We start from the raw sequence: 23,636 nt of genomic DNA on the forward strand, positions 1-23,636 counted from the left end.
CGGACAGTCTGGACAGCATAAAAAATACCCTGTCTGATGACAGACAAGGTATTTTTATGGTCTTCTTCTTTTCTCAAACAATCGATCCACTTCTTCAGCCAAATCATCAGTCATCAAAGGCTCAATGTTTTCAGCCAGTCTTTTCGTATGTGCGGGGCTTGCCCCGCTTGTTGATACTGATACTTGAATGCGCCCTTTGCGGATGATCTTCGGCATATATACGCTGCCTTGTTCAGCCTTGCTTACACAGTTGACCAGCTGCGTTTCAGAAGCGTTTGCGGCTATCTCCTGATTCACGCCTCGGTCATTTGTCGCGGCAATAATGAAAAAAGCGGGCTTGAGATCTTTCATTTCAATTCTCCGGGGAATCCAGCGGATGCGTCCTTCATCCGCCAGCTTTTTAATTTCAGGCAGGGCCTCAGGACTGATCACGGTAATATCAGCGCCTTCCGGAAGCACCGTTTTCAGCCTTCTTAATGCAACATTGCCCCCGCCAGCAATGATGATTCTTTTTCCGCTGAGATTAATGTGAAGAGGCAGCATACTGTCCCCCCTTAAAATCAAACCGCCCGCCGGGGTTTCGAACAGCTTCTGTCACACGGTTCAAAAACGCCTGCTTAATATGCGGGTGAAAACCTAAGTATGAAGCGAGATGCACATTCCGATTGACCGCTTGAAGCTTTTGGACTTCCCGTTCAATCTCAGTCATCAAAAGCCCGGTAAACAAAAGATACGGGACGATAAAAACGGGTGCTCCGTCATCGACTCTAAGGCTGGTAAACACTTCTTTATAGTGCGGATCACAGGCTGTTAAAAAACAAGGAATGACTTCTTTAACAGATGTGATCGCCTCAAGTTTTCCGGCAATCTCACTGACGGCATGTTTAACCGCCGGATCTCTGCTTCCTCTTCCGATCAGCACCACTTTCGCCTGCTCAATCGGCACTCCGGTATCCTCAATGCGATGATGGACCGCTTTTACGACTTCATCATCCACTCCGATCGGAACGCCGTATGTCACTTTTATATCGGGATTCCGGGCCGCTGCGCGGGCGATTTCAGCCGGGATATCATGTTTTGCGTGGGCAGCGGTCAACAAGAGCAAAGGCACTGCGGCAATATGAGTGGCGCCTTGTTTGACACATGCTTCAAATCCCGCTTCAATAGACGGTTCCTGCAGTTCTAAAAAACAGATTTCCTGAATGGGAGCGTCTGCGTGCGGCCTGCACCCTTTTAAAAATGCCGCCGACTCTGTCTGCGCTTCTTTCAGCCGGCTTCCGTGCCCGATGTATAAAATCGCCTGCTTCATTTACAACGCCTCGCTCAGATCCAGATTTTTCAGTTCAGATTCAAACCAGTCCAGCTTACAGTGATAATTGACGACATCACCGATGACAATTAAGCTCGGGTTTTTGATCTCTTCTTTTATCACTGTGTCTGAAAGTGTGCTGACGGTGCAGACGACTGTTTTTTGCCTGTCCGTCGTCCCCCAGTGAATAAAGGCTGCCGGGGTGCCGCCGTCTCTGCCGTTTTCCAGCAGCATTCTTTCAATCTGCCGGATATTTTTAATTCCCATATAAATCACCAGCGTATCAATGCCCGTCGCCAGCGCTTTCCATTTTTCTTCAAAGTCGTCTTCTTGTTTATAATGTCCTGTAACGAAAGCGACATTGGAGCTCGCCTCCCTGTGCGTCACTGGTATGCCGGCGTAAGCAGCTGCCGCAATTCCTGATGTAATGCCGGGAACGATCTCAAACGGAATGGCGTTTTGCGCGAGAGCCTCCGCTTCTTCGCCCCCGCGGCCGAAAACAAACGGGTCGCCCCCCTTGAGCCTTACAACGGTTTTTCCCTTTTTCGCATACTTCACGAGGAAACGGTTGATCGTATCCTGCTTCATTATGTGAAAATCCGGGAGCTTGCCGCAGTAAATCAGGTCCGCTCCTTCTCTTGCATACTGTAAAATCTCTTTGTTTACCAATCTGTCATATAAAATAACGTCCGCTTTCTGTATGGCTTTCATTGCCTTCACCGTTAATAAGTCCGGATCTCCCGGACCGGCTCCAACGATAAATACTTTCCCCATAGCATGTCTCCCCGATCCGTTTTGACATCTTCTCAGAACAGCCGCGAGGCCGCACTTCAGCTATTTTACCATATCCCGCCATTCGCGGGGATATCCGGCTGATTGCGCGGCCTTTTTGGACTTATTATGCTAAGCTGTTTTTCACAAAATCAATCAGTCTGCCGGTGCATTCCTCACGTTCATATTTGCCTGAATCAAGTACCAGCTCAGGCGCTTTCGGCTCTTCATACGGTGAGTCGATCCCCGTAAAGAACGGGATTTCACCGTTTCTTGCTTTTTTATATAAACCTTTCGGATCGCGCTTTTCACATATATCGAGGTCGCATTTCACGTAAATTTCATTAAATTCGCCTTCTGCCACGAGCTCTCTCACCTGATCTCTGTCCTCACGGAACGGAGAAATAAAGGCTGTAATGACAATGGTGCCCTGCTGAACGAAAAGCTTTGCCACTTCCCCGATTCGGCGTATATTTTCCTTGCGGTCATCATCAGAAAAGCCTAAGTCCTTGTTTAAACCGTGGCGGATGTTATCGCCATCAAGCACAATGACCTGATAGCCTTGTTCAAACAGTTCGCGCGCTGCTGCGTTTGCAATCGTGGATTTCCCTGAGCCGCTCAAACCCGTCAGCCAGAGGATAGAGCTTTTATGCTTATTTTTCTGCTGGTATTCTTCTTTCGTTATTGAAGCTTCATGCCATACGATATCACGATTTGTCACTCTTTTTTCCTCCTTAAGAAACGCCTGCTTCTTCTTTCGTTTTCATCCCTTTAATTAACACCTCGACAACTTCGGGACGGCTGAATTCCGCCGGCGGCATGACGCCGCTTCTCAGCATTTCTCTGACCTTTGTTCCTGACAGAATGACGTGGTCTTCTCTGTCATGCGGACATGTTTTGGCCGTTCCCATGTTGCCGCATTTTTGGCAGAAGAAGCTGTGCTCGAATTTCATCGGTGTAATCCCGAGCTCCTCCGCTGTAAATTGATCAAACAGCTCTTGCGCTTCATATGTGCCGTAGTAATCACCGACGCCGGCGTGATCGCGGCCGACGATAAAATGCGTACAGCCGTAGTTTTTGCGGACAAGCGCGTGGAAAATGGCTTCTCTCGGTCCCGCATACCGCATGGCCGCCAAAAATACGCCGAGGAAAACGCGGTCTTTCGGATAATAATGATCGAGCAGCACCTGGTAGCTTTCCATTCTGACATCCGCCGGAATGTCATCTGATTTTGTTTCACCGACGAGCGGGTTCAAAAACAAGCCGTCAACCGTCTCAAGAGCGGTTTTCTGGATATATTCGTGAGCGCGGTGAACCGGATTTCTCGTTTGGAAACCGACGATGGTTTTCCAGCCTTTTTCTTCGAAGCTTCGTCTCGTTTCAGCAGGTTCAAACGTAAACTCCGGAAACTGCTTTGACGCTTTTTTAATTAATGTGATCGGCCCGCCGACATACGTATCGCCGCGTGAAAATAATTTTTTCACGCCCGGATGCGCGGCATCATCGGTTTTATATATGTGAACGGCTTCTTTTTGTTTATCCGGCGTATAAATATCTTCGATGTCCACGACGCCGTATGTTTCTCCGCCGTAAGTCAGTTTCACGGTGTCTCCGACGGCAAGCTCAGCCGCTTTTTCCGAATCGACCGGAAGCGTGATCGGCAAAGACCAGACGGCACCGGATGCCAATCGCATATTTTCTACGACTGACACGTAATCTTTTTCTGTGAAAAATCCTTCAATCGGGCTGTAGCCCCCGATTCCGATCAGTTCTAAATCAGCGAACGAAATCAAATCAAGCTCAATTTCTTTTTGAACGGATGTAAGATCATACTGCTCATTCACCCGATTAATTAATGTGCCTCCGTGCGGTGCTAAACTCATAATTCATTATTCCTCCCAGTTAACAGATAAATAAACTCAGATTAATAGTTAGATGCCCCCGCCTTGTTCATGGACAGAGCGTTTCTCTTTTCGGATGGCTTTCATCAGACTGGCGGCTCCGCCAAATGCCAAAAGCACGCTGGCCATCATAAAGATGGAATAGTAATCTCCTTTTAACAGCAGTGAGACAAGCAGATACGAAATCGACAGTGACAAGAACGGGGAAACGACCCATACTTTGAGCATCGTTTTTACGACTTCTTTATGAAAAACGTTCGGCCCGTTTTTGGCCATTCCGATACCGATAATTGATGATGATGTCACCTGCGCCAAAGGGACAGGCAGACCGAAGACGGAACTGATAATGACAAGCCCCGCGCCGGTTCCGGAAAGCAGGATGCCTTCGCCGGCTGAAAATCTCGTAATCTTTTTTCCGTTGGTTTCAAGCACTTTGCGTCCTAATAGCAGAGCGCCGAGAGCGACAAATACGCCTCCGTACAGCGTCCCTTTGGACACGCTGAGCACGCCGGCCGCAACCAACGGGCCTACCGCATTTGCGACGTTGTTCATTCCGGCTGAAAAAGCTTCCCAAAACCCCGCAACAAGCAGCACAATCCCCAAAATCTTCTGTTTCCGATTCGAAACGACCCGAATATTCAGATAACTGAATACCTTCGATACGAGAAACGTGAAACAGAATGCGACAAACGGAACAAGCACCCAAAAGATCACGATCACCAGAAGATGCTGTAAAAACAACACTTTGTATGCGACGCCGACACCGACAATCGCTCCGACAGTGACCTCACTCGTCGACAGCGGAATGCCGAGCACATTCGCCGTGAATAACGATAGCGCCGCCGCCCCGATAATAATGCAGACGATGGTGAGCGTAATTGTCTGTTCGGGAATGATTCCGCCGCTGATCGTCTTAACGACTTCTCCGCCGCCGATAACCGCCCCTGACAGGACGCCGGCTGCGCAGATGATCAGCGCATACGTTTTCTTTTTAACGGCGCCTGACCCGTAAGCGACTCCCATTGAAGCTGCGGCTCCGCTGGCTCCGATATTCATGGCAAAAAACAGGCTGAATAAAATAGCGGCTAATTCCATCTTGCAGCTCCTTTATTCATGCAGTCCGCATTCTGTTTTCGCCATGCCGTTCCATCTGCCGCTGCGCAAATCTTCTGCGGTAAACGCAGGTGAAGTGCACGGTTCACAGCCGATGCTCGGATAGCCCTGATCATGAAGGATATTGTAATCCAGCTCATGCTTGGATGTATATCTCCAGATGTCTTTCCATGTCCAATGGATCAGCGGGCAGACTTTAATTGATTGAAACTTGTCGTCTTTATTCAGGAAATTCGTATTCGCCCGGCTCGGCCCTTGATCGCGGCGAAGGCCTGACAGCCATGCCGGACGCCCGGCGAGCGCTTCTCTTAACGGCAGAATTTTTCTGATGAAGCAGCACTGGTTCGGTTCTCTTTCCCATAGTTTATCCCCGTGAGCCTCGGCCTGTTCCTCAAGCGTAAGGCCGGGCTGTTTCAGGATGATGTTAAGTCCCGGATAACGTTCTTTCACTTTTTCGATCGTTTCATAGGTTTCTTTAAAGTGAAGGCCCGTATCGAGAAACACGATTTCCGCGTCTTTTTTCACTTTAGAAATCAAATCGATCAGGACGATGCCCTCAATCCCGAAGCTGCACGCGTAAACAAGCTGGTCTCCGTAGTGGCCGTACGCCCATTTTAAAACGGATAGCGCGCCTTTATAGGAATCGTCTTCCGGAAATGTAATCGCCGGTTCTTCCCATGTGTCATACGTTAGCATTTTTTCTTTCCTCCTCCCGGAGACAATCAAACAGCTGTTGTTTTCTGCCGGTTGTCTTATCCCTCAATCTTTTTTTCATAAAAAAACTTTCAATCCAGCGGAATGAAAGACAGTGACCCGATATAGCCCTTATCTTCAAAATGCTGTGCATTTTTCTGGATGCGGCACCTTGCAATACATGCAGGTTGCCGGGCGTCATCGGTCCAGTCCCTCAGCCGCTCTTGATAAGCTTTTTAGATTTGTACTAAATTTTAGCACAATTCTAACAGAAGTCAACCCGAGTTTTTTGATAGGAATAATAAAAACAGGCCCTGAGGCCTGTTTTTATTATTATTATTTTTTAAACCAATCTTTTGACTCGGGATTCTGTTTCCATGATTTCAGTTTCTCAACGTCATCTGAATGAATCGTTCCGTTTTCTAGCGCCACTTCAATCAGCGTGTCATAATCCGTTAATGAGTAATACGGCAGACCCGCTTTTTTAAAGGCTTCTCTTGCTTTCGGCAGTCCGTATGTAAAAATGGAGATGACGCCGAGGACTTCCGCACCCTCTTTTTGAAGGGCCGCCGCAGCTTCGAGCACGCTGCCTCCGGTAGAAATCAAGTCTTCAATCACGACTGTTTTTTGCCCTTTTTTAACGGCGCCTTCTATTTGATTTCCTTTGCCGTGCGCTTTCGGCTTGCTTCTGACGTAGCACATCGGCGCGCCAGTACGGTCTGCGAGAAGCGCAGCGTGCGGAATGCCTGCCGTTGCAGTTCCGGCGATCATCTCCGCTTCGGGGAAATGCTCTTTCAGCAGTTTGCTGAGCCCGTCCGCCACGTCATTTCTCACTTCCGGATACGACAATGTCAGACGGTTGTCACAATAGATCGGTGATAAAATGCCGCTCGCCCAAGTAAATGGCTCATTCGGACGTAAAAAGACAGCTTCAATGTGTAATAGATGTTTTGCGATAGCTTGTTTCATCGGCGAACACCCTCCCATTCCAGTTTAATTGCTTCATATGCTTTAACGGGATTTTCCGCTTTTGTAATTGAGCGGCCCACGACAATGGCTGACGAGCCGTTTTCTTTCGCAAATGACGGAGTCGCCGTCCGGACTTGATCGTCAGATGCGTCACTAGCGGTGCGGATGCCGGGCGTGACTGTCAGAAATGACGGCCGGACCGCTTCATAAATGGCTTTTGTTTCATGAACCGAACATACCACTCCGTCCAGCCCGCACTCTTCCGCCATTTTTCCGTAATGAACAACCGTTTCTAAAAGCGGCTTTTGCAGCAGAAGCTCTTCCTTCGCCATCTGCTCTGAAGTGCTGGTCAGCTGGGTGACTGCAATTAAAGACGGGCGTTTTTTGCCTCTCGGCGTGCCCTCTTCAAGCCCTTCTAGAGCCGCGCGCATCATCCGTGCGCCTCCCGCTGCATGGACATTGACGAGATCAACGCCGAGGCCGGCAAGCCGTTTCATCGCTTTATTGACTGTAGTCGGAATATCGTGAAGCTTCAAATCTAAAAATATGTCACAATTCCGTTCTTTTAATTGGTGAATGATGGCCGGGCCTTCCTGATAAAAAAGTTCCATCCCCGTTTTGACAAACAGCCTTTCCTTTTCAAACAAATCTAAAAACGCTAAAGTCTCTTCCCCTGATGCAAAATCAAGCGCGATGATGGGCAGGTTGTTTTTCATGCTTCCAGCTCCTTCCGATGCATTCACTTACAGATTGAAAGCCGTATTGGCGCAGCACACGAGGGAGCTGTTCTATGATTTCCGGGCAGACAAACGGATTGACGAAGTTTGCCGTGCCGACTGCAACAGCACTCGCCCCGGCAAGAAGAAATTCCAGTGCATCCTCCGCGGTCTGGACGCCGCCCATCCCGATAATCGGAATTTGAACGGCCTGGCTGACTTCGTATACCATCCGGATGGCGACCGGTTTGATTGCCGGGCCTGACAGTCCGCCCGTTTTATTTGCTAAAATCGGCCGTCCTGTCTTAAGATCGAGCCTCATCCCGACGAGTGTATTAATCATCGTCAGGCCGTCAGCACCGGCTGCTTCAATCGCCTTGGCAATTTCGGTTATGTTGGCGACATTAGGCGAAAGCTTCACATATACAGGCACTGCGGAAACTTCTTTCACCGCTTTTGTCAGATCGGCCGCCATGGCGGGATCAGTGCCAAAAGCAATCCCGCCCGTTTTGACATTCGGACACGAAATGTTAAGTTCAAGCGCATGCACATTCGGCGCTTTGCTGATGTGCTCGGCCACTTCTTTATAGTCTTCCACCTGAGAACCGGCGACGTTTGCGATAATCGGCGTGTCAAACTGTTCAAGCCAAGGCAGCTCATGTTTGAGTACATGCTCAAGTCCGGGATTTTGCAGGCCGATGGCATTCAGCATTCCCGCGCTTGTCTCCGCCACTCTCGGTGTCGGATTTCCGAAACGCGCTTCGTTCGTAGTGGCTTTAATCATGATGCCTCCGAGGCATGATAAATCATAAAATCCGGCATATTCCTTTCCGAAACCGAAACATCCGGAAGCGGGGATGATCGGGTTTTTCAATCGGAGACCCGGCAAATTCACCTCTAACATTACAGCGCCACCTCCTCAGCTTTAAATACCGGCCCGTCAAGGCAGACTTTCACATATGATGTATCGCTTTCGCCCGTACGGCACACGCAGGCGAAGCAGGCCCCTATGCCGCAGCCCATCCGCTCCTCCATCGAGAGATAAACCTCTTTATGGCCGTACTGCTGCTTCAGTGCTTTCAGCATCGGTGTCGGACCGCAGCTGAGCAGGACATCGAATTCGAGCTGCTTTTCGCGGATGATGTCAGTGACAAATCCTTTTTCTCCATATGTCCCGTCAGCCGTTGCCACATAGGTGTCTCCGTACGCGAGACATTCCTGTTCATAAAAAACATCCTTTGCTGATTGAAACCCAAGCACGTGAATGACGTTTACGCCTTTTTCCGTCAGGCGCTTTGACAGTTCCTGCAAAGGCGGAACCCCGACTCCGCCTCCGACTAACAGCGCGGTTTTGCCGGGTTCAATCCGCCGGACGGGGAATCCGTTGCCGAGAGGGCCGAGAACGTCAATCATGCTGCCCTCTTTTTTCTCGGACAAAAGACGCGTTCCCTCACCGTCAGTTCTGTAGATAACGGATACTTCATTCACGGCGAAATCGACGTCCGCAATGCTGAGCGGCCTTCTTAAAAGCGGCGTGACCGCGTCACTCACCTTTAAATGAAGAAATTGTCCCGGCTCGGTAAAGTGCCGGACAAGTTCTCCTTTCAGCACCATCTTATAGATCTGGTCGGCAATTTCCGAATTGGATTGAACAGTCAAATGCGCTTTTTTCATATCGTGACAGCCGCCTTTTGATTGGTTTCAGATGCAGGCATATGATCCGCACAGAAAGTCATGCTTTCCAATACCCGCAAAATGGCTTCGGCCGTATCTAAAGATGTCAGGCAGGCGACTCCGTTCTCAACGGATTCGCGGCGGATTCTGAAGCCGTCTCTGGCCGGCTGTTTGCCTTTTGTCAGCGTATTGATGACAAATTGCGCTTCACCGTTTCTGATGACGTCGATGAGATTTTTTCCTTCTTCGCCGATTTTCCCGACGACCTGAGCCGGAATCCGGGCGTCTTTCAAATAAGCCGCCGTTCCTTCCGTCGCCAAGATGTTATAGCCGATTGCGTGGAACCGCTTCGCGATCATAAGTCCTTCTTCTTTATCTTTATCGGCAACGGTCAATAGCACTGAGCCGTAATTCGGGATTTGAATGCCAGAGGCAATCAGCGCTTTGTAGAGCGCTTTTTCCAGGGTTGAATCTTTGCCCATGACCTCTCCCGTCGATTTCATTTCAGGCCCTAATGTAATATCCACTCTTCTCAGCTTCGCGAATGAGAAGACAGGCGCTTTCACGAATACCCCCTGCTGTTCAGGCTGCAGCCCTTCTTTGTAGCCGAAATCAGCAAGCTTTTGGCCGAGAATGACCTTTGTCGCCAGATTCGCCATCGGAATCTTTGTGATTTTGCTTAAGAACGGCACGGTTCTGCTTGACCGCGGATTTACTTCGAGCACGTACACTTCACCTTGCGACAGTACGAACTGGATGTTCAGCAAGCCGATGATGTTGAGTCCTTTTGCCAAAGCTACAGTGTATTGTTCGATTTTTTTCTTAATGTCTTCGCTTAAAGACTGAGGCGGATAGACGGCAATTGAATCTCCTGAATGGACGCCGGCCCGCTCGATATGCTCCATAATTCCCGGGATGACGACTGTTTCGCCGTCAGATACGGCATCGACTTCGATTTCTTTTCCCGTCAGATAACGGTCGATTAACACCGGATGCTGCGGGTTGATTTTGACCGCGTTTTTCATATAGTGAAGCAGCTCTTCTTCATGATAGACGATTTCCATCGCCCGGCCGCCGAGCACGTATGAAGGGCGGACAAGAACCGGATAGCCGATGGATGCGGCAATTTTGACCGCTTCGCTCACCGATACAGCGGTTTTTCCGAGCGGCTGCGGCACATTCAGCGCCTCAAGCGCCTGCTCAAACTTATCCCTGTCTTCCGCACGGTCTAAATCCTCAAGTGATGTGCCGAGGATTTTGACGCCGCGGGCGCTTAATTCTTCCGCAAGGTTGATCGCCGTCTGGCCGCCGAATTGGACGACAACTCCTTCCGGCTGTTCCAAATCGATGATGTGCATGACATCTTCAACCGTCAGCGGTTCAAAATACAGCTTGTCTGATATGCTGAAATCAGTGGACACCGTCTCAGGGTTGTTGTTGATAATAATCGCTTCATAGCCTGCCTGCTTGATCGCCCAGACAGAATGAACGGTCGCATAGTCAAATTCGACGCCCTGTCCGATGCGGATCGGACCTGAGCCTAGGACGACGACACTTTTTCTTGGTGTAACCTCAGACTCATTTTCTTCCTCATATGTGCTGTAGAAGTACGGAGTTTCTGATTCGAATTCCGCCGCGCATGTGTCCACCATTTTATATACAGGCTTGATGGCTGCTTCTTTTCGCATTTGATACAGCTCTTGTTCCGGCATGTTCCATTCCCGGCTGATATATTTGTCGGAAAAGCCGAGTTCCTTCGCTGTCTGAAGGACGGCGAGGCTGCCTTTTTCCGCTTTCAGCTTTGTTTCAAAGGCGACCAGCTTATAGAGCTTGTGCAAAAAGAAAACGTCAATTGCGGAAAACTCATGAAGCTGCTCTACCGTGTAGCCTCTTCTGAAAGCTTCAGCGAGGTAAAACAGCCGTTCGTCTCCGGCCTTTCTGATCCGTTTTTCCAAAAGCCCGTCAGAAATCTCTTCCGCATCCTTCAGTTCGAGATGATAGACATCGGCTTCCAGTGAGCGGACTGCCTTTAACAGTGATTCTTCAAGGGTGCGTCCGATGGCCATGACCTCTCCGGTCGCTTTCATTTGTGTTCCGAGTCTGCGGTTTGCCGATTCAAATTTATCAAACGGCCAGCGCGGGATCTTAGAAACGACATAGTCAAGCGCGGGCTCAAAAGCCGCATATGTTTTTCCCGTTACGGGGTTCATCATTTCATCAAGAGAAAGCCCGACTGCGATTTTCGCCGCAAGTTTTGCGATCGGGTAACCCGTTGCTTTTGAAGCGAGGGCAGATGAGCGGCTCACCCGCGGATTCACTTCGATAATGTAGTATTGGAAGCTGTCGGGATCCAGCGCGAGCTGAACATTACAGCCGCCTTCTATGCCGAGTGCGCGGATCAGCTTTAATGAAACATTGCGCAAAAGCTGATATTCCCTGTCGCTCAACGTCTGACTCGGAGCAACGACGATGCTGTCGCCCGTATGGATGCCGACCGGATCGATATTTTCCATGTTACAGACGACGATCGCATGATCTCTGCTGTCTCTCATGACTTCATATTCGATCTCTTTGTAACCGGCGATGCTTTTTTCCAAAAGGCATTGATGAACGGGGCTTAGTTTTAATCCGTTTTCGACGATCTCCTTCAATTCCGCTTCATTTGAGCAGATGCCGCCGCCCGTTCCGCCTAATGTGTAAGCGGGGCGGACGATAACCGGAAACCCGATCCGGCTGACAAATTCCTCGGCTTCCTGCAAAGTGCGGATAATCTCACTTTCGGGCACCGGTTCATTCAGCTCATTCATCAGCGTACGGAACAAGTCGCGATCTTCCGCCTGCTGGATGGCTGACAGCTTTGTGCCGAGCACTTCCACTCCGCATTCTGCAAGAACTCCGAGATCAGACAGCTCGACCGCAAGATTCAGCCCTGTCTGTCCTCCCAAAGTCGGCAGGATGGCGTCCGGCCGTTCTTTTCTGATAATACGCGTGAGAAATTCCGGCGTCAGCGGTTCGATATATACCCGGTCGGCCATTTCCGTATCCGTCATAATCGTTGCCGGATTTGAATTGACGAGAATGACTTCATAACCTTCTTCTTTTAAAGCCAGACACGCTTGTGTGCCCGCATAATCAAATTCCGCCGCCTGTCCGATAATAATCGGGCCTGATCCGATCACTAATATCTTTTTAATGTCTACGCGTTTTGGCATGCCGCTTCCCCTTCTTTCTCAGTTGTTTCGATCAAGTCGATGAATCTGTCAAATAAATGATTGGCATCTTCCGGCCCCGGTGAAGCTTCAGGGTGGTACTGAACGGTAAATGCCGGCAATGTTTTATGTTTGAGTCCTTCGATCGTTTGATCATTGATCGCAATATGTGTCACTTCAAGCTCTGTTTCGTCTATAGAAGAGACTGTATATCCGTGGTTTTGGGCGGTTAAAGCGACTTTCCCGGTCGCAAGCTCTTTAACCGGATGGTTGGAGCCCCTGTGTCCGAATTTCATTTTTTCCGTATCCGCTCCTGATGCCAGTGCAAATAATTGGTGGCCGAGGCAGATTCCGAATAACGGCACCTTCCCGAGTATGCCTTTTATCATCTCAATGGCTTCCGGCACATCTTTCGGATCTCCGGGTCCGTTAGAAAGCATAATGCCGTCAGGCTTCAGCTGGAGCACTTCTTCCGCCGTTACATTGTACGGCACAACGATGACATCACATTTTCGTTTGTTTAATTCTCTTAAGATGCCATGCTTCATGCCGAAATCAACGAGTACGATGCGTTTTCCGCGGCCCGGACTCGGATATGCCGTTTTCGCTGATACTTGAGCGACTTGATTTCTCGGAAGTTCCGTTTCTTTCAGAAGTGCAAGAACCGCTTCGACATTCTCCTCACATGATGCAAACGTTCCTTTTAATGCACCTGCCGTGCGGATCATTCTTGTAAGCTTTCTCGTGTCAATCCCTTGTAAGCCGGGGATATTTTTCATCTTCAAATACTCATCAAGCGTGTAAGCCGATCTCCAGTTGGATGGCAGCTCGCACAATTCTTTTACGATCAGCCCTTTTACAAAAGGAGTAATGGATTCAAAGTCATCTCTGTTAATCCCGTAGTTGCCGATCAGAGGATACGTCAGCGTCACGATCTGCCCGCAGTAGGAAGGGTCTGATAAAATTTCCTGATAACCGGTCATTCCCGTATTGAATACGACTTCACCGGCGGTATGCTCAAGGCTCCCGAATGCTTCCCCCTCAAATACCGCTCCATTTTCCAGCACTAGTCTTCTTTTCATTTGACGAGTCTCCCTTCTTCGTATGCAAGCTTCCCGCCAGCCATCGTTGCGACAGGCCAGCCGAAGCACTTCATCTTGTTGAATGGCGTATTTTTTCCTTTAGATAAAAATGTATCTTTGTCAATTGCCGCTTCTTTTTCCAGGTCGATCAGGGTAATGTCAGCCGGCGCGCCCGGTGCAAGCGTTCCGTACGGAAGACCGAACGCCTCGCAAGGTTTTTTCGTCATGAAGTCAACCAGCTGCTTCAGCGTCCACGATCCGCTTTTCACAAAGTGTGTGTACAGAAGCGGGAAGGCTGTTTCTAAACCGACGATACCGAAAGGCGCAAGCTTCATGTCCGTGTTTTTCTCTTCTTCGGTATGCGGCGCATGGTCAGTGGCGATGAAATCAATCGTGCCTTCCAATAGCCCTTCAATCAGTGCCGCTCTGTCCTCTTTGCTGCGAAGCGGCGGATTCATTTTAAAATTGGTATCAAGCCCTGGGATATCTTCGTCACAAAGCAGCAGATGGTGCGGCGACACTTCGGCTGTCACGCGAATTCCCGCTTTTTTTGCGTCTCTTACGGCTCTGACGGATTCTTTCGTGCTGATATGACACACATGGTAATGGCAGCCCGCCGCTTCCGCCAGCAGCACGTCACGAGCGATATGTACCGCTTCACAAATGGAAGGTATGCCATTCAGGCCGTTCGCTTTTGAAAAAGCACCTTCATGTACGCTTCCGCCGTAAATCAGTGAGTTATCCTCACAATGAGCGACAATCGCTTTATTCATTGAAGCCGCCCGTTTCATTGCTTCATACATCATTCCGGCAGTCTGAACGCCGACGCCGTCATCGGTGAAAGCAAATGCGCCGGCTTCATGAAGCACCTCAAAATCTGTCATTTGTTCGCCGGTTTGTCTGATCGTGATCGAAGCGTAAGGAAGAACCCGGACAGATGAGGTTTCTTTGATCCGGTTTTGCAGCCATTCCATCTGCTCCTTCGTATCCGGCACGGGCCTTGTATTCGGCATGGCGGCGACAGTGGTAAAACCGCCCCGCGCCGCAGCTTTAGAGCCCGTTTCAATCGTTTCTTTTTTCTCACCGCCCGGTTCTCTGAAGTGTACATGAAGGTCTACGAGCCCCGGTGAGACGAACAGACCGGAAGCGTCGATCACGGTTTCCCCGTCTTTTGCCGTCAGTATGCCGGTTTCCGCAATGATTTCTCCTGTTACCCGGATATCCTGCGCCACTTTTTCTCCCTGTTCATTTAACATCCAGCCGTTTTTAATGAGATAAGACATAAGCCGCTTCTCCCCTTTTCGCATTGGTTTGCAGTGCTCTTTTTAAGACTGCCATTCTGATATACACACCATTTTCCATTTGTTTAAATATTCGTGATTTTCCAGATTCCACTAATATTGTGTCAATTTCGACCCCTCTGTTTACCGGTGCGGGATGCATGATGATGGCATGCCGCTTCATGCTTTCCGCACGCTTTGCGGTCAGCCCGTATGCTTCCAGGTAGCCTTTTTGGTCCGCTTCTGTCTGATGTCTTTCATTTTGAATGCGGAGCAGCATGACGACATCTGAAGCTTGTATGGCTTCATCCGTCTGAACACAGGTGCCGAAGGAGTTGTTCTCATCCTGCCATTGCGGCGGACCAGAAAACAGCACGCGTGCGCCGAGCCTTGTCAGCACCTCGGCATTTGACCTTGCCACCCTGCTGTGTTTGATATCGCCATGAATGGAAACGGTCAGACCCTGAAAATTCTCAAATTCCTCTTGAATCGTCATTAGATCGAGCAATGATTGGGTCGGATGCTGGCCGCAGCCGTCGCCCGCATTTAAGATCGGAATATTTACTTTGCCAGTCAGATCCTTGTAATATTCATCCGTGCTGTGCCTGATGACGCAGGCGTCCGCTCCGATTGCTTCCAGTGTTTTGATCGTGTCGTATAAAGACTCGCCTTTTTGAACGCTTGTACTCGTGCCGTCTAAATTGAGCACGTTCATACCGAGCTTTTTTTCCGCCACTTCAAAGCTGAACCGCGTTCTCGTGCTTGGTTCAAAAAACAGATTCGCAACGAATTTTCCCGAGAGATCGGGGCACTCTGTTCCCTCTTTTATCGCTTTTGCCTCACGCAGCAATTCTGTAATTTCAGCCGTGCTCAGTTCAGACATCGCCGTTAAATGATTCATGTTTTTTTCTCCTCCGTTTCCGATTGAAGGCCGTAAAAAAACACCCCGGCCTACAGACTCGGGGTGCGGTTAAAGAGAGAAGCAGCGTACAGCTTCTTCCCGTTATAACCCTTCCAAGCCTCTCTGGACTTTCTTTAAAAGGTTTACATATGATTTTGTTGTTCTGCTGCGTCCGCGTCTTCATCATTTGTGTGCGGCAGGATAAGGTTCAGGATGACTCCCACGATTGCCGCAAGCGCCATGCCGGATATTTGAAACCCGCCTTTTGATACTTGAATGAAAGCACCGCCGACGCCGATCACGAGGATGACGGATGTGATAATTAAATTTCTCTTGTTTTCATAATCAATGTTGTTGTCAATCAGCATTCTCAAGCCGCTGGAGGCGATGATTCCGAAGAGCAGGAAGGAAACGCCGCCCATAACTGCGGACGGAACAGAGCTGATCAGCGCTGAAACTTTGCCGATAAATCCGAAGCACAGCGCAATCACACCCGCGCCGCCGATGACAAAGACGCTGAAAACCCTTGTAATTGCCAGTACACCGATGTTTTCGCCGTACGTTGTCGTCGGCGGGCCGCCGATTAACGAAGCGATGATCGTCGCAACACTGTCCCCCATTATGGAGCGGTGCAGCCCCGGCTTTTTAATGAAATCCTGTCCGACAACTTTACTCAGCACCATTTGATGGCCGATATGCTCTGACATCGTCACGAAAGCGACCGGCACCATCGCAGCCGCAATGCCCAATGTCACTGACGGCGTATAGTCTTTGAAAGGTATGATAAATTCAGGAACGGCGAACCATTTTGCATCAATGACCGGCTGGAAATTGACGATTCCCTGTGTCAGCGCAAACAGATAGCCGCCTATAATGCCGATCAATACCGGGATCAGGCTTAAAAATCCCCGTAAAAAGATGGCGCAGATAATGGTGATTGCCAAGGTGACACCGGCTACACTGAAATGCCTCAGACTGTAGACGAGTTCTTTCGCATTCGGATCGGCATACATTGCCATATTGACGGCTGTGCTTGCCAGTCCGAGTCCGATGACGATGATGACCGGCCCTACGACCACCGGCGGCAGCAGCTTCATCAGCCACCCCGTTCCAAGCTGCCTGATAAGGAGCGCGATCAGCCCGTACACAATTCCCGCCAGGAAAGCGCCGACCATGGCAGCCCCCGGTCCCCCCGTCGCTTTCACCAAGATAATCGGTGAGATAAAAGCGAATGATGAGCCGAGATAAGCGGGAATCCGGCCTTTTGTCACCAAGAGGTAAGCGAGTGTTCCGATTCCGCTTGTGACAAGCGCGACTGCCGGGCTCATCCCGACCAGTTTCGGCACGAGAATGGTTGAGCCGAACATGGCGAATAAATGCTGCAGGCTGAATGACAGCCAAGACAATGGATTGGGGACGTCCCTGACTCCCAGGTTTACTTTTTTCTTACTCATGGCGTGTTTCCTCCCGGTTGACTTTCAAATGGTATAAAAAAACCTCTTTGCTTTTATTGCAAAGAGGCATACAAAACCCGGCCGCGTCGATCCGCCCGGCTTTGTGTTTTAAAATCCTCTTCGCAAACTCTCTGGAATGCATTTAAAAAGGGTGATTATTCATTTTCGTAAATGGCGACCATATCAGTCTGATCAACTTCGCTCAGCTGAACCATCACTTTTTCAGCTTTTGAGGTCGGAATGTTTTTCCCGATATAGTCCGCTCTGATCGGCAGCTCCCGGTGCCCTCTGTCGACAAGCACGGCAAGCTGTATCGATGACGGCCGCCCGACATCAACGAGTGCATCCATCGCCGCTCTCACCGTCCGGCCGGTATAAAGCACATCATCAACCACAATGACCTTTTGATCTGTAATATCGGCCGGAATGTCCGCACCTTTTACAAGCGGTTCTTCATTGCTCGTTTTTTTCGTCAGATCGTCACGGTAAAGGGTAATATCGATTTCTCCCACGGTGACCGGATTCCCTTCAATCTGCTCAATCCGTTCGGCCAGCCGCTTTGCTAAATAAATGCCTCTTGTTTTAATCCCTACAAGAATGCAGTCATTCATTCCTTTATTCCGTTCAATCATTTCATGGGCTATCCTTGTCAGCGCCCGTCTGATGGCCTGTTCGTCGAGAATAACAGCTTTTTGATTCACTCGTGACACCTCTCCATTCGTATATAAGAAGAAAAAACCCCTCCTGCCAGAGCATAGAGGGGTTCCTTTCCAGGACGAAGACACACACGTATCTCTTCTGTCCTATCCGTTATCCTTCTCAGCCTCTCTGGACTGTGTTAAAGAATCTATTCAGCTTGTTTTTATTATTTCAGAAAAGAAACTCGCTGTCAATGACTATTTCTCAAAAGTTCAATGAGTTTTTTCATATCTTCAGGAAGGGGCGCTTCAAACTCCATGTATTCGCCCGTCCGCGGATGATCAAAGCCTAATATTCCGGCATGCAGCGCCTGGCCGTTGAAATCAACCGTTTTTCTCGGCCCGTACTTCGGATCGCCCGCCAAAGGAAATCCGATATATTTCATATGGACGCGGATCTGATGCGTTCTCCCAGTCTCAAGACGGCACTCTACGAGCGTGAAATCTTGAAAACGCTCAAGCACGTGGAAATGCGTGACGGCGTTTTTGCTGCCTTCTCTTGTTACGGTCATGCTTTGACGGTCTTTTTTATCCCTTCCGATCGGAGCGTCAATCGTTCCGTCATCGTGTGAAATCACTCCGTGAACAACCGCTGTGTACTTTCTGGTCACGGTTTTATTGACGAGCTGGTTAACGAGTGACTCATGCGCCATATCGTTTTTGGCGACCATTAACAGGCCGGAAGTATCCTTATCAATCCGGTGGACGATTCCCGGGCGCATGACGCCGTTAATGCCTGAAAGATCATTGCAGTGAGCCATCAGTCCGTTTACGAGCGTCCCTGTCACATGGCCGGGCGCCGGGTGTACGACCATGCCCCGCGGTTTGTTCACAACCAAGACATCCTGGTCTTCATAGTAAATGTCCAAATCCATCGGCTCTGCAAGCACGTCCAATTCTTCCGGTTCAGGAATGGTGACGTTTACCTGATCGCCGGGCTGCATTTTATAATTCGCTTTTACGGATTTGCCGTTAACGGATACCAGTCCCTCTTTTACCCATTGCTGCACTTGAGTGCGTGACCAGTTTTCTCCCGTTGAAGCCAAAAATTTATCAATCCGTTCGCTCTTTTGTTCAGGCTGAACGGTTATCTCAAATTGATTCATGTTATTGCTCCTTCTTTTTCCCGCTGTCAAACAGCATATGAATAAATAAAAGTATTACACCGACGCACAGTGAGGAGTCCGCGATATTAAAAATCGGATAGTGATAATCCACGATGATGACATGAATAAAATCCACCACTTCCTGGCGCGCCGCCCGGTCAATAAAGTTTCCGGCCGCACCTCCCAGCATTAAGCCGAGAGAAATTCCGAGTAACATCTGCCCTTTTGCATAACGCTGTATGTAATAAACGATTCCGATAATCACGGCGATGGTAATGACGTAGAAAAACCACATTTGGCCGGCTAAAATCCCCCACGCCGCTCCCGTGTTGCGATGAGATGTGATATAAAGCACCTGGTCGATGACAGGTATGCTTTGTCCCAATTCCATATGGCTGACGACAAGCCATTTGGTCAATTGGTCGGCAATAATAATAAAAAGAGCGATAAGATAATAAAGCACACACGTTCCTCCAGTATACAGTTACTTTTATCCTTTATGAATTTTATCAGTAAAAGATGCCAGAGTAAAGGCAGATCATAAGCGTATACAAACAGACGCTGTCACTCATACAGCGCCTGATCATATGCATAATCTCCGGGTTCCCAATATGGAAGGGTTTTCTTTTCAAATTGAGCGGGATAATAAAAATCATCAGCGGTTCTGGCCGTCGGCAGCACCGCAAGTTTTTCAATCGGAATGGGGGCGCCTGTTTTTTCACAATAACCGTACGTATTGTTTTCAAACTTAGACAGGGCAAGAAGAACATCCTGAAGTTCTTCTTTTATATGATAGATCAGAGTTGCTTCTTGGTCGTTCATTGAAGGTTCAACAGATGCTGACATTTGAAAGCAAGAATATTCGAATAATCTTGATTGAAGTTCTTCTTTCATCATGAGAAGCTCCGTGTGGATTGCGGTCAGTTGATCATTCATTCATCACAACTCCTGCTCTTGATGTTATAGCTTTATTGTTGCCCTCAGAGCGCCATTTGAAGCCCATAAGAATTTTCCTGCCGTTCTAATCGATGACATTGCTGGCATGTAAAAAAGCGCCCGGCTGACACCGGGCGCTTTCTCATTTATTATTTTTGATAATATTTTTCAACGATTTCCGCATTGCGCAGTGATAATGTCGGATATTTCGGATTGGCTCCGACATCTTTAGAAATTACGCGGGAACGCTCACACATCTGGCCTTCCGCTTTTTCTACGGTCATTTTTCCTGTTGTGAAGCTTTGCGCGTTTTCCGGCGCTTCACTTTCGTCTTTTACTGTCAGTTCTGAGACGATAAACAGCTGCGCGATGTTTTCTTTAATGGATGACAAGAGGTCGCGGTTTTCTTTGTTCGGATACAAAGTCAGGCTCGCTTCCAATGATCTTCCGATAATTTTTTCGTTACGGGCTGTTTCCAAAGCTTTCAGCACGTCGTTTCGAAGCTCCATGAAGCGGTCGAATTTTTCTTCTGTCGCTTGACTGTCCGGAACAGCAATGGTTTCCGGCATATCTGTCAGCTGCACGCTCGCTTCTTCAACAAATGATAAGTGAGACCACATTTCATCCGCCGTGTGCGGGAGAATCGGCGCCGTCAGTTTCACTAACGCCAGCAGCGTTTCATAAAAGACGGTCTGCATGCTGCGGCGGTCCGGATGATCCGCATGCTCGATGTACACAACATCTTTTGCAAAATCAAGATAGAATGAGCTGAGCTCGATCGTACAGAAATTGTGAATGCTGTGATAAACAACCGCAAATTCGTATTCATCGTACGCTTTTTTCACCTTATCGATCAGCTTATTCAGCTTGATCAGCATATATTGATCCACTTCGCGGAGATCTTTTACATCCACGGCATTGACGCTTGGATCGAAATCGAACAGGTTGCCGTGAAGGAAGCGGAACGTGTTGCGGACTTTCCGGTATACTTCCGCGACCTGCTTCAGAATATCTTCAGAAACCGGGTGATCGGCCTGATAGTTTACGGAAGATACCCATAAACGCAGAATTTCAGCTCCAAGCTGTTTTGCGATTTTTGTCGGGTCAATCGTATTGCCGAGTGATTTACTCATTTTACGGCCGTTTGCATCAAGTGTAAATCCGTGGCTTAATACGCCTTTATACGGCGCTTTGCCGGTGACTGCAACAGCAGTGGAAAGAGATGAGTTAAACCAGCCGCGGTATTGGTCAGAGCCTTCAAGGTATAAATCAGCCGGACGGACAAGATCATCTCGTTCTTCAAGAACGGCCTGATGGGAAGAACCCGAATCAAACCATACATCCATAATGTCTTGCTCTTTCGTGAAGATTCCGTTCGGGCTTCCCGGATGTGTAAATCCTTCCGGCAGGAGGTCTTTTGCCTCTCTTTCAAACCAGACGTTTGAGCCGTGCTGTTTGAACAGCTCAGACACGTATTCAATCGTTTCGTCAGTGATGATCGGCTCACCGTTTTCTGCATAAAATACCGGGATCGGAACCCCCCACACGCGCTGCCTTGAGATACACCAGTCACCTCGGTCGCGCACCATGTTGTAAAGGCGCTGTTCGCCCCACTCCGGCACCCACTTCGTTTGTTTGATGGCATCAAGCAGATCGGATCTGAAATCTTTAATTGACGCAAACCATTGCGCTGTCGCTCTGAAGATGGTCGGTTTTTTCGTTCTCCAGTCATGCGGATAGGAGTGTGTAATAAACTCGAGTTTCAAGAGCGCGCCGTTTTCTTCAAGCTTCTCCGTGATCGGTTTATTGGCTTTATCGTAAAACATTCCTTCAAAGCCCGGCGCTTCGTCGGTCATGTTTCCTTTTTCATCAACGGGGCACAGTACTTCTAAGCCGTACTTTTGGCCGACGATAAAGTCATCTTCCCCGTGGCCCGGGGCAGTATGAACACAGCCTGTTCCGGCATCGGTTGTGACGTGGTCACCGAGCATGACGAGTGAATCTCTGCCGTACAGCGGATGTTCTGCAGTGATGTATTCTAATTCTCTGCCTTTATATGATGCGACAACTTCAGGATTTTCAAAGCCGCATGCCTCCGCTACGTTTTCGATCAGTTCAGCCGCCACTACATAACGCTTGTCTCCAACCTTGATGACATTGTATTCAAGATCAGGATGAACGGAAATTCCAAGGTTGGCAGGCATCGTCCACGGCGTCGTCGTCCAGATGATGAAGCTTTCTCCGTTTTCCAGAACGCCTTTACCGTCTTTCACCTTAAACGCAACATAAATAGACGCGGAACGTTTGTCCTGATATTCAATTTCCGCTTCTGCTAAGGCAGATTCACTTGAAGGCGACCAGTTGACCGGCTTCAGACCTTTATAAATATAGCCTCTTTTCGCCATCTCGCCGAAAACGCGGATCTGCTGCGCTTCAAATTCAGGCTGAAGCGTAACATACGGGTTTTCCCAATCGCCTCTGACGCCGAGACGCTTGAATTGTTCGCGCTGTCTTTCGATCTGCTGCCATGCATAATCTTCGCAAAGCTTGCGGAAATCAGCGACTGACATTTCTTTCCGGTTTACTTTTTTGTTTTTCGTCAGCGCCGTTTCAATCGGCAGTCCGTGCGTATCCCAGCCCGGCACGTACGGTGCGTTGTAGCCGCTCATTGATTTATAGCGGACGATGAAGTCTTTCAGGATTTTGTTCAGGGCATGGCCCATGTGGATGTCTCCGTTTGCATAAGGAGGTCCGTCATGCAGCACGAATTTCGGGCGGTCTTTCGTCCGTTCTTGAACAAGACGGTAAATATCCTGCTCCTCCCAGTCTTTTTGCATGTCCGGCTCACGATTCGGCAGATTTCCCCGCATCGGAAAATCTGTTTTCGGCATTAACAGCGTATCTTTGTAATCCATTTTCATTCCTCCACAACATTTTTCAGAAAATAAAAAAAGCCCTCTCATCCCATAAGGGACGAGAAAGCTTATCTCGCGGTACCACCCTTTTAGAAAAAACGGATCATCCGTCTTTTCCTCTCGAACATCGTAACGTGATGGAACGTCCTTTCCTACTCTCGGTTCAGAAAGGAAACTAAAGGGCTGATCTGCATGATTCCGGCCATCCCGGGCTTTCACCTTCCCCGGTTCGCTTTATAGCCTGTTTTGAGTCATGCCGGTCCCTTTCAATCGTCTTTTCATCTGAATTTATGAACGTATTATATTCGAACGGGCCGAAGAATGTCAAGAAAATCAGAAAATTATTCTTTTTCCTCAAATACCGCGTCGACTTCGTATTCCAGCAGATGATCCCAATCATCGTTCTTCAGCAGGTCGAGCTGCGCTTCAATCAGCATTTGGAAACGTGTTCTGAAGACTTTAGACTGTTTTTTCAGCTCTTCGATTTCCATTGCGATTTTTCTTGATTTGGAAAGCGACTCATTGATGATGCGATCGGCATTTTTTTCTGCTTCACGGACGATCAGCTTCGCTTCTTTCTGCGAGTTGCGCTTTACGTCTTCTGCGGCTTCCTGGGCTACGAGAATTGATTTATTCAGCGTTTCTTCGATATTGGCAAAGTGGCCGATTTTTTCGTCCAGCTCGTTCACTTTCGCCTCAAGCTCCGTTTTTTTACGGAGTGCGATTTCGTAATCTTTTCTGACCTGCATTAAAAATTCATTTACTTCATCTTCATCATATCCGCGAAAACCTTTTGTAAACGTTTTGTTATGGATATCATTCGGCGTTAATGGCATATTGCCACCTCCATTTTTACATTTCAGTACGGTTATCTAGTTCACATTATAAAACAAATACGGCACAGATGGA

Annotated in this window: 22 protein-coding genes and 1 riboswitch; all 22 genes read right to left on the bottom strand. The window is 48.8% G+C overall.

The window, feature by feature from the left end:
- Positions 1-54: 54 nt before the first annotated feature.
- The 22 genes from MJQ52_RS03265 to divIVA all read right to left on the bottom strand — a co-directional run bounded on the left by MJQ52_RS03265 (position 55) and on the right by divIVA (position 23,563).
- Positions 55-543 carry a precorrin-2 dehydrogenase/sirohydrochlorin ferrochelatase family protein gene (locus MJQ52_RS03265; RefSeq protein WP_013352207.1) on the bottom strand — a complete coding sequence of 163 codons (489 nt, stop codon included), beginning with the start codon at positions 541-543 and terminating at the stop codon, positions 55-57.
- Positions 524-1,309, bottom strand: a complete 786-nt coding sequence (locus MJQ52_RS03270) for a sirohydrochlorin chelatase (protein WP_013352206.1) — start codon at positions 1,307-1,309, stop codon at positions 524-526. Before MJQ52_RS03270 ends, MJQ52_RS03265 begins: the two co-directional genes overlap by 20 nt.
- Complete coding sequence (gene cobA, locus MJQ52_RS03275) at positions 1,310-2,083, bottom strand: uroporphyrinogen-III C-methyltransferase (protein ID WP_013352205.1); 774 nt, start codon at positions 2,081-2,083, stop codon at positions 1,310-1,312.
- Positions 2,084-2,207: 124 nt separating this feature from the next.
- Positions 2,208-2,801, bottom strand: coding sequence for an adenylyl-sulfate kinase (gene cysC, locus MJQ52_RS03280; protein WP_013352204.1), 594 nt, complete (start codon positions 2,799-2,801; stop codon positions 2,208-2,210).
- A 13-nt stretch (positions 2,802-2,814) separates the two neighbouring features.
- A complete protein-coding gene (sat, locus tag MJQ52_RS03285) occupies positions 2,815-3,963 on the bottom strand; it encodes a sulfate adenylyltransferase (protein WP_094246952.1) in 1,149 nt (382 codons plus the stop codon).
- Positions 3,964-4,011: 48 nt separating this feature from the next.
- Positions 4,012-5,076 carry an inorganic phosphate transporter gene (locus tag MJQ52_RS03290; protein ID WP_013352202.1) on the bottom strand — a complete coding sequence of 355 codons (1,065 nt, stop codon included), beginning with the start codon at positions 5,074-5,076 and terminating at the stop codon, positions 4,012-4,014.
- 12 nt (positions 5,077-5,088) lie between these two features.
- Positions 5,089-5,790: a phosphoadenylyl-sulfate reductase gene (locus MJQ52_RS03295; RefSeq protein ID WP_013352201.1), complete on the bottom strand. Its 702-nt coding sequence runs from the start codon at positions 5,788-5,790 to the stop codon at positions 5,089-5,091.
- Between the two features lie 126 nt (positions 5,791-5,916).
- A riboswitch (SAM riboswitch) is annotated at positions 5,917-6,021 on the bottom strand.
- Positions 6,022-6,123: 102 nt separating this feature from the next.
- Positions 6,124-6,756: an orotate phosphoribosyltransferase gene (gene pyrE / locus MJQ52_RS03300; RefSeq protein WP_013352200.1), complete on the bottom strand. Its 633-nt coding sequence runs from the start codon at positions 6,754-6,756 to the stop codon at positions 6,124-6,126.
- Entirely contained in the window at positions 6,753-7,472 is a 720-nt protein-coding gene (gene pyrF, locus MJQ52_RS03305) for an orotidine-5'-phosphate decarboxylase (protein ID WP_013352199.1), read from the bottom strand. The genes pyrE and pyrF overlap by 4 nt, the downstream gene beginning before the upstream one ends.
- Positions 7,441-8,376: a dihydroorotate dehydrogenase gene (locus MJQ52_RS03310; RefSeq protein WP_013352198.1), complete on the bottom strand. Its 936-nt coding sequence runs from the start codon at positions 8,374-8,376 to the stop codon at positions 7,441-7,443. Before MJQ52_RS03310 ends, pyrF begins: the two co-directional genes overlap by 32 nt.
- A complete protein-coding gene (locus MJQ52_RS03315) occupies positions 8,376-9,146 on the bottom strand; it encodes a dihydroorotate dehydrogenase electron transfer subunit (protein ID WP_013352197.1) in 771 nt (256 codons plus the stop codon). The genes MJQ52_RS03310 and MJQ52_RS03315 overlap by 1 nt, the downstream gene beginning before the upstream one ends.
- The gene (gene carB, locus MJQ52_RS03320) at positions 9,143-12,358 is read right to left on the bottom strand and encodes a carbamoyl-phosphate synthase (glutamine-hydrolyzing) large subunit (protein WP_013352196.1); all 3,216 of its coding nucleotides are present in this window, start codon (positions 12,356-12,358) and stop codon (positions 9,143-9,145) included. Before carB ends, MJQ52_RS03315 begins: the two co-directional genes overlap by 4 nt.
- Positions 12,343-13,437 (bottom strand): carbamoyl phosphate synthase small subunit, encoded by a 1,095-nt coding sequence (locus MJQ52_RS03325; protein WP_013352195.1) that lies wholly within the window; start codon positions 13,435-13,437, stop codon positions 12,343-12,345. Before MJQ52_RS03325 ends, carB begins: the two co-directional genes overlap by 16 nt.
- The gene (locus MJQ52_RS03330; RefSeq protein WP_013352194.1) at positions 13,434-14,720 is read right to left on the bottom strand and encodes a dihydroorotase; all 1,287 of its coding nucleotides are present in this window, start codon (positions 14,718-14,720) and stop codon (positions 13,434-13,436) included. The genes MJQ52_RS03325 and MJQ52_RS03330 overlap by 4 nt, the downstream gene beginning before the upstream one ends.
- Positions 14,704-15,618, bottom strand: coding sequence for an aspartate carbamoyltransferase catalytic subunit (locus tag MJQ52_RS03335; protein WP_014471818.1), 915 nt, complete (start codon positions 15,616-15,618; stop codon positions 14,704-14,706). Before MJQ52_RS03335 ends, MJQ52_RS03330 begins: the two co-directional genes overlap by 17 nt.
- Positions 15,619-15,761: 143 nt before the next feature.
- Complete coding sequence (pyrP, locus tag MJQ52_RS03340; RefSeq protein WP_013352192.1) at positions 15,762-17,072, bottom strand: uracil permease PyrP; 1,311 nt, start codon at positions 17,070-17,072, stop codon at positions 15,762-15,764.
- Between the two features lie 155 nt (positions 17,073-17,227).
- Complete coding sequence (gene pyrR, locus MJQ52_RS03345) at positions 17,228-17,773, bottom strand: bifunctional pyrimidine operon transcriptional regulator/uracil phosphoribosyltransferase (RefSeq protein ID WP_003154392.1); 546 nt, start codon at positions 17,771-17,773, stop codon at positions 17,228-17,230.
- 188 nt (positions 17,774-17,961) lie between these two features.
- A complete protein-coding gene (locus MJQ52_RS03350; protein ID WP_013352191.1) occupies positions 17,962-18,876 on the bottom strand; it encodes an RluA family pseudouridine synthase in 915 nt (304 codons plus the stop codon).
- Between the two features lies 1 nt (position 18,877).
- Positions 18,878-19,339 carry a signal peptidase II gene (lspA, locus tag MJQ52_RS03355; protein WP_003154398.1) on the bottom strand — a complete coding sequence of 154 codons (462 nt, stop codon included), beginning with the start codon at positions 19,337-19,339 and terminating at the stop codon, positions 18,878-18,880.
- A 101-nt stretch (positions 19,340-19,440) separates the two neighbouring features.
- Positions 19,441-19,812 carry a TraR/DksA family transcriptional regulator gene (locus tag MJQ52_RS03360; RefSeq protein ID WP_003154399.1) on the bottom strand — a complete coding sequence of 124 codons (372 nt, stop codon included), beginning with the start codon at positions 19,810-19,812 and terminating at the stop codon, positions 19,441-19,443.
- Between the two features lie 149 nt (positions 19,813-19,961).
- Positions 19,962-22,727, bottom strand: coding sequence for an isoleucine--tRNA ligase (gene ileS, locus MJQ52_RS03365; RefSeq protein WP_094246953.1), 2,766 nt, complete (start codon positions 22,725-22,727; stop codon positions 19,962-19,964).
- Between the two features lie 341 nt (positions 22,728-23,068).
- Positions 23,069-23,563: a septum site-determining protein DivIVA gene (divIVA, locus tag MJQ52_RS03370; protein WP_003154406.1), complete on the bottom strand. Its 495-nt coding sequence runs from the start codon at positions 23,561-23,563 to the stop codon at positions 23,069-23,071.
- Positions 23,564-23,636: the final 73 nt, after the last annotated feature.

The organism is Bacillus sp. jun7, from assembly GCF_051034795.1.
Lineage (GTDB): Bacteria > Bacillota > Bacilli > Bacillales > Bacillaceae > Bacillus > Bacillus velezensis.

Excerpts from the sequence above, each read along its gene's own strand:
- MJQ52_RS03265 (WP_013352207.1), bottom strand. The coding sequence starts at position 543 with ATGCTGCCTCTTCACATTAATCTCAGCGGAAAAAGAATCATCATTGCT.
- MJQ52_RS03270 (WP_013352206.1), bottom strand. The coding sequence starts at position 1,309 with ATGAAGCAGGCGATTTTATACATCGGGCACGGAAGCCGGCTGAAAGAA.
- cobA (WP_013352205.1), bottom strand. The coding sequence starts at position 2,083 with ATGGGGAAAGTATTTATCGTTGGAGCCGGTCCGGGAGATCCGGACTTA.
- sat (WP_094246952.1), bottom strand. The coding sequence starts at position 3,963 with ATGAGTTTAGCACCGCACGGAGGCACATTAATTAATCGGGTGAATGAG.
- MJQ52_RS03290 (WP_013352202.1), bottom strand. The coding sequence starts at position 5,076 with ATGGAATTAGCCGCTATTTTATTCAGCCTGTTTTTTGCCATGAATATC.
- MJQ52_RS03295 (WP_013352201.1), bottom strand. The coding sequence starts at position 5,790 with ATGCTAACGTATGACACATGGGAAGAACCGGCGATTACATTTCCGGAA.
- pyrE (WP_013352200.1), bottom strand. The coding sequence starts at position 6,756 with ATGAAACAAGCTATCGCAAAACATCTATTACACATTGAAGCTGTCTTT.
- pyrF (WP_013352199.1), bottom strand. The coding sequence starts at position 7,472 with ATGAAAAACAACCTGCCCATCATCGCGCTTGATTTTGCATCAGGGGAA.
- MJQ52_RS03310 (WP_013352198.1), bottom strand. The coding sequence starts at position 8,376 with ATGTTAGAGGTGAATTTGCCGGGTCTCCGATTGAAAAACCCGATCATC.
- MJQ52_RS03315 (WP_013352197.1), bottom strand. The coding sequence starts at position 9,146 with ATGAAAAAAGCGCATTTGACTGTTCAATCCAATTCGGAAATTGCCGAC.
- carB (WP_013352196.1), bottom strand. The coding sequence starts at position 12,358 with ATGCCAAAACGCGTAGACATTAAAAAGATATTAGTGATCGGATCAGGC.
- MJQ52_RS03325 (WP_013352195.1), bottom strand. The coding sequence starts at position 13,437 with ATGAAAAGAAGACTAGTGCTGGAAAATGGAGCGGTATTTGAGGGGGAA.
- MJQ52_RS03330 (WP_013352194.1), bottom strand. The coding sequence starts at position 14,720 with ATGTCTTATCTCATTAAAAACGGCTGGATGTTAAATGAACAGGGAGAA.
- MJQ52_RS03335 (WP_014471818.1), bottom strand. The coding sequence starts at position 15,618 with ATGAATCATTTAACGGCGATGTCTGAACTGAGCACGGCTGAAATTACA.
- pyrP (WP_013352192.1), bottom strand. The coding sequence starts at position 17,072 with ATGAGTAAGAAAAAAGTAAACCTGGGAGTCAGGGACGTCCCCAATCCA.
- MJQ52_RS03350 (WP_013352191.1), bottom strand. The coding sequence starts at position 18,876 with ATGAATCAATTTGAGATAACCGTTCAGCCTGAACAAAAGAGCGAACGG.
- MJQ52_RS03360 (WP_003154399.1), bottom strand. The coding sequence starts at position 19,812 with ATGAATGATCAACTGACCGCAATCCACACGGAGCTTCTCATGATGAAA.
- ileS (WP_094246953.1), bottom strand. The coding sequence starts at position 22,727 with ATGGATTACAAAGATACGCTGTTAATGCCGAAAACAGATTTTCCGATG.
- divIVA (WP_003154406.1), bottom strand. The coding sequence starts at position 23,563 with ATGCCATTAACGCCGAATGATATCCATAACAAAACGTTTACAAAAGGT.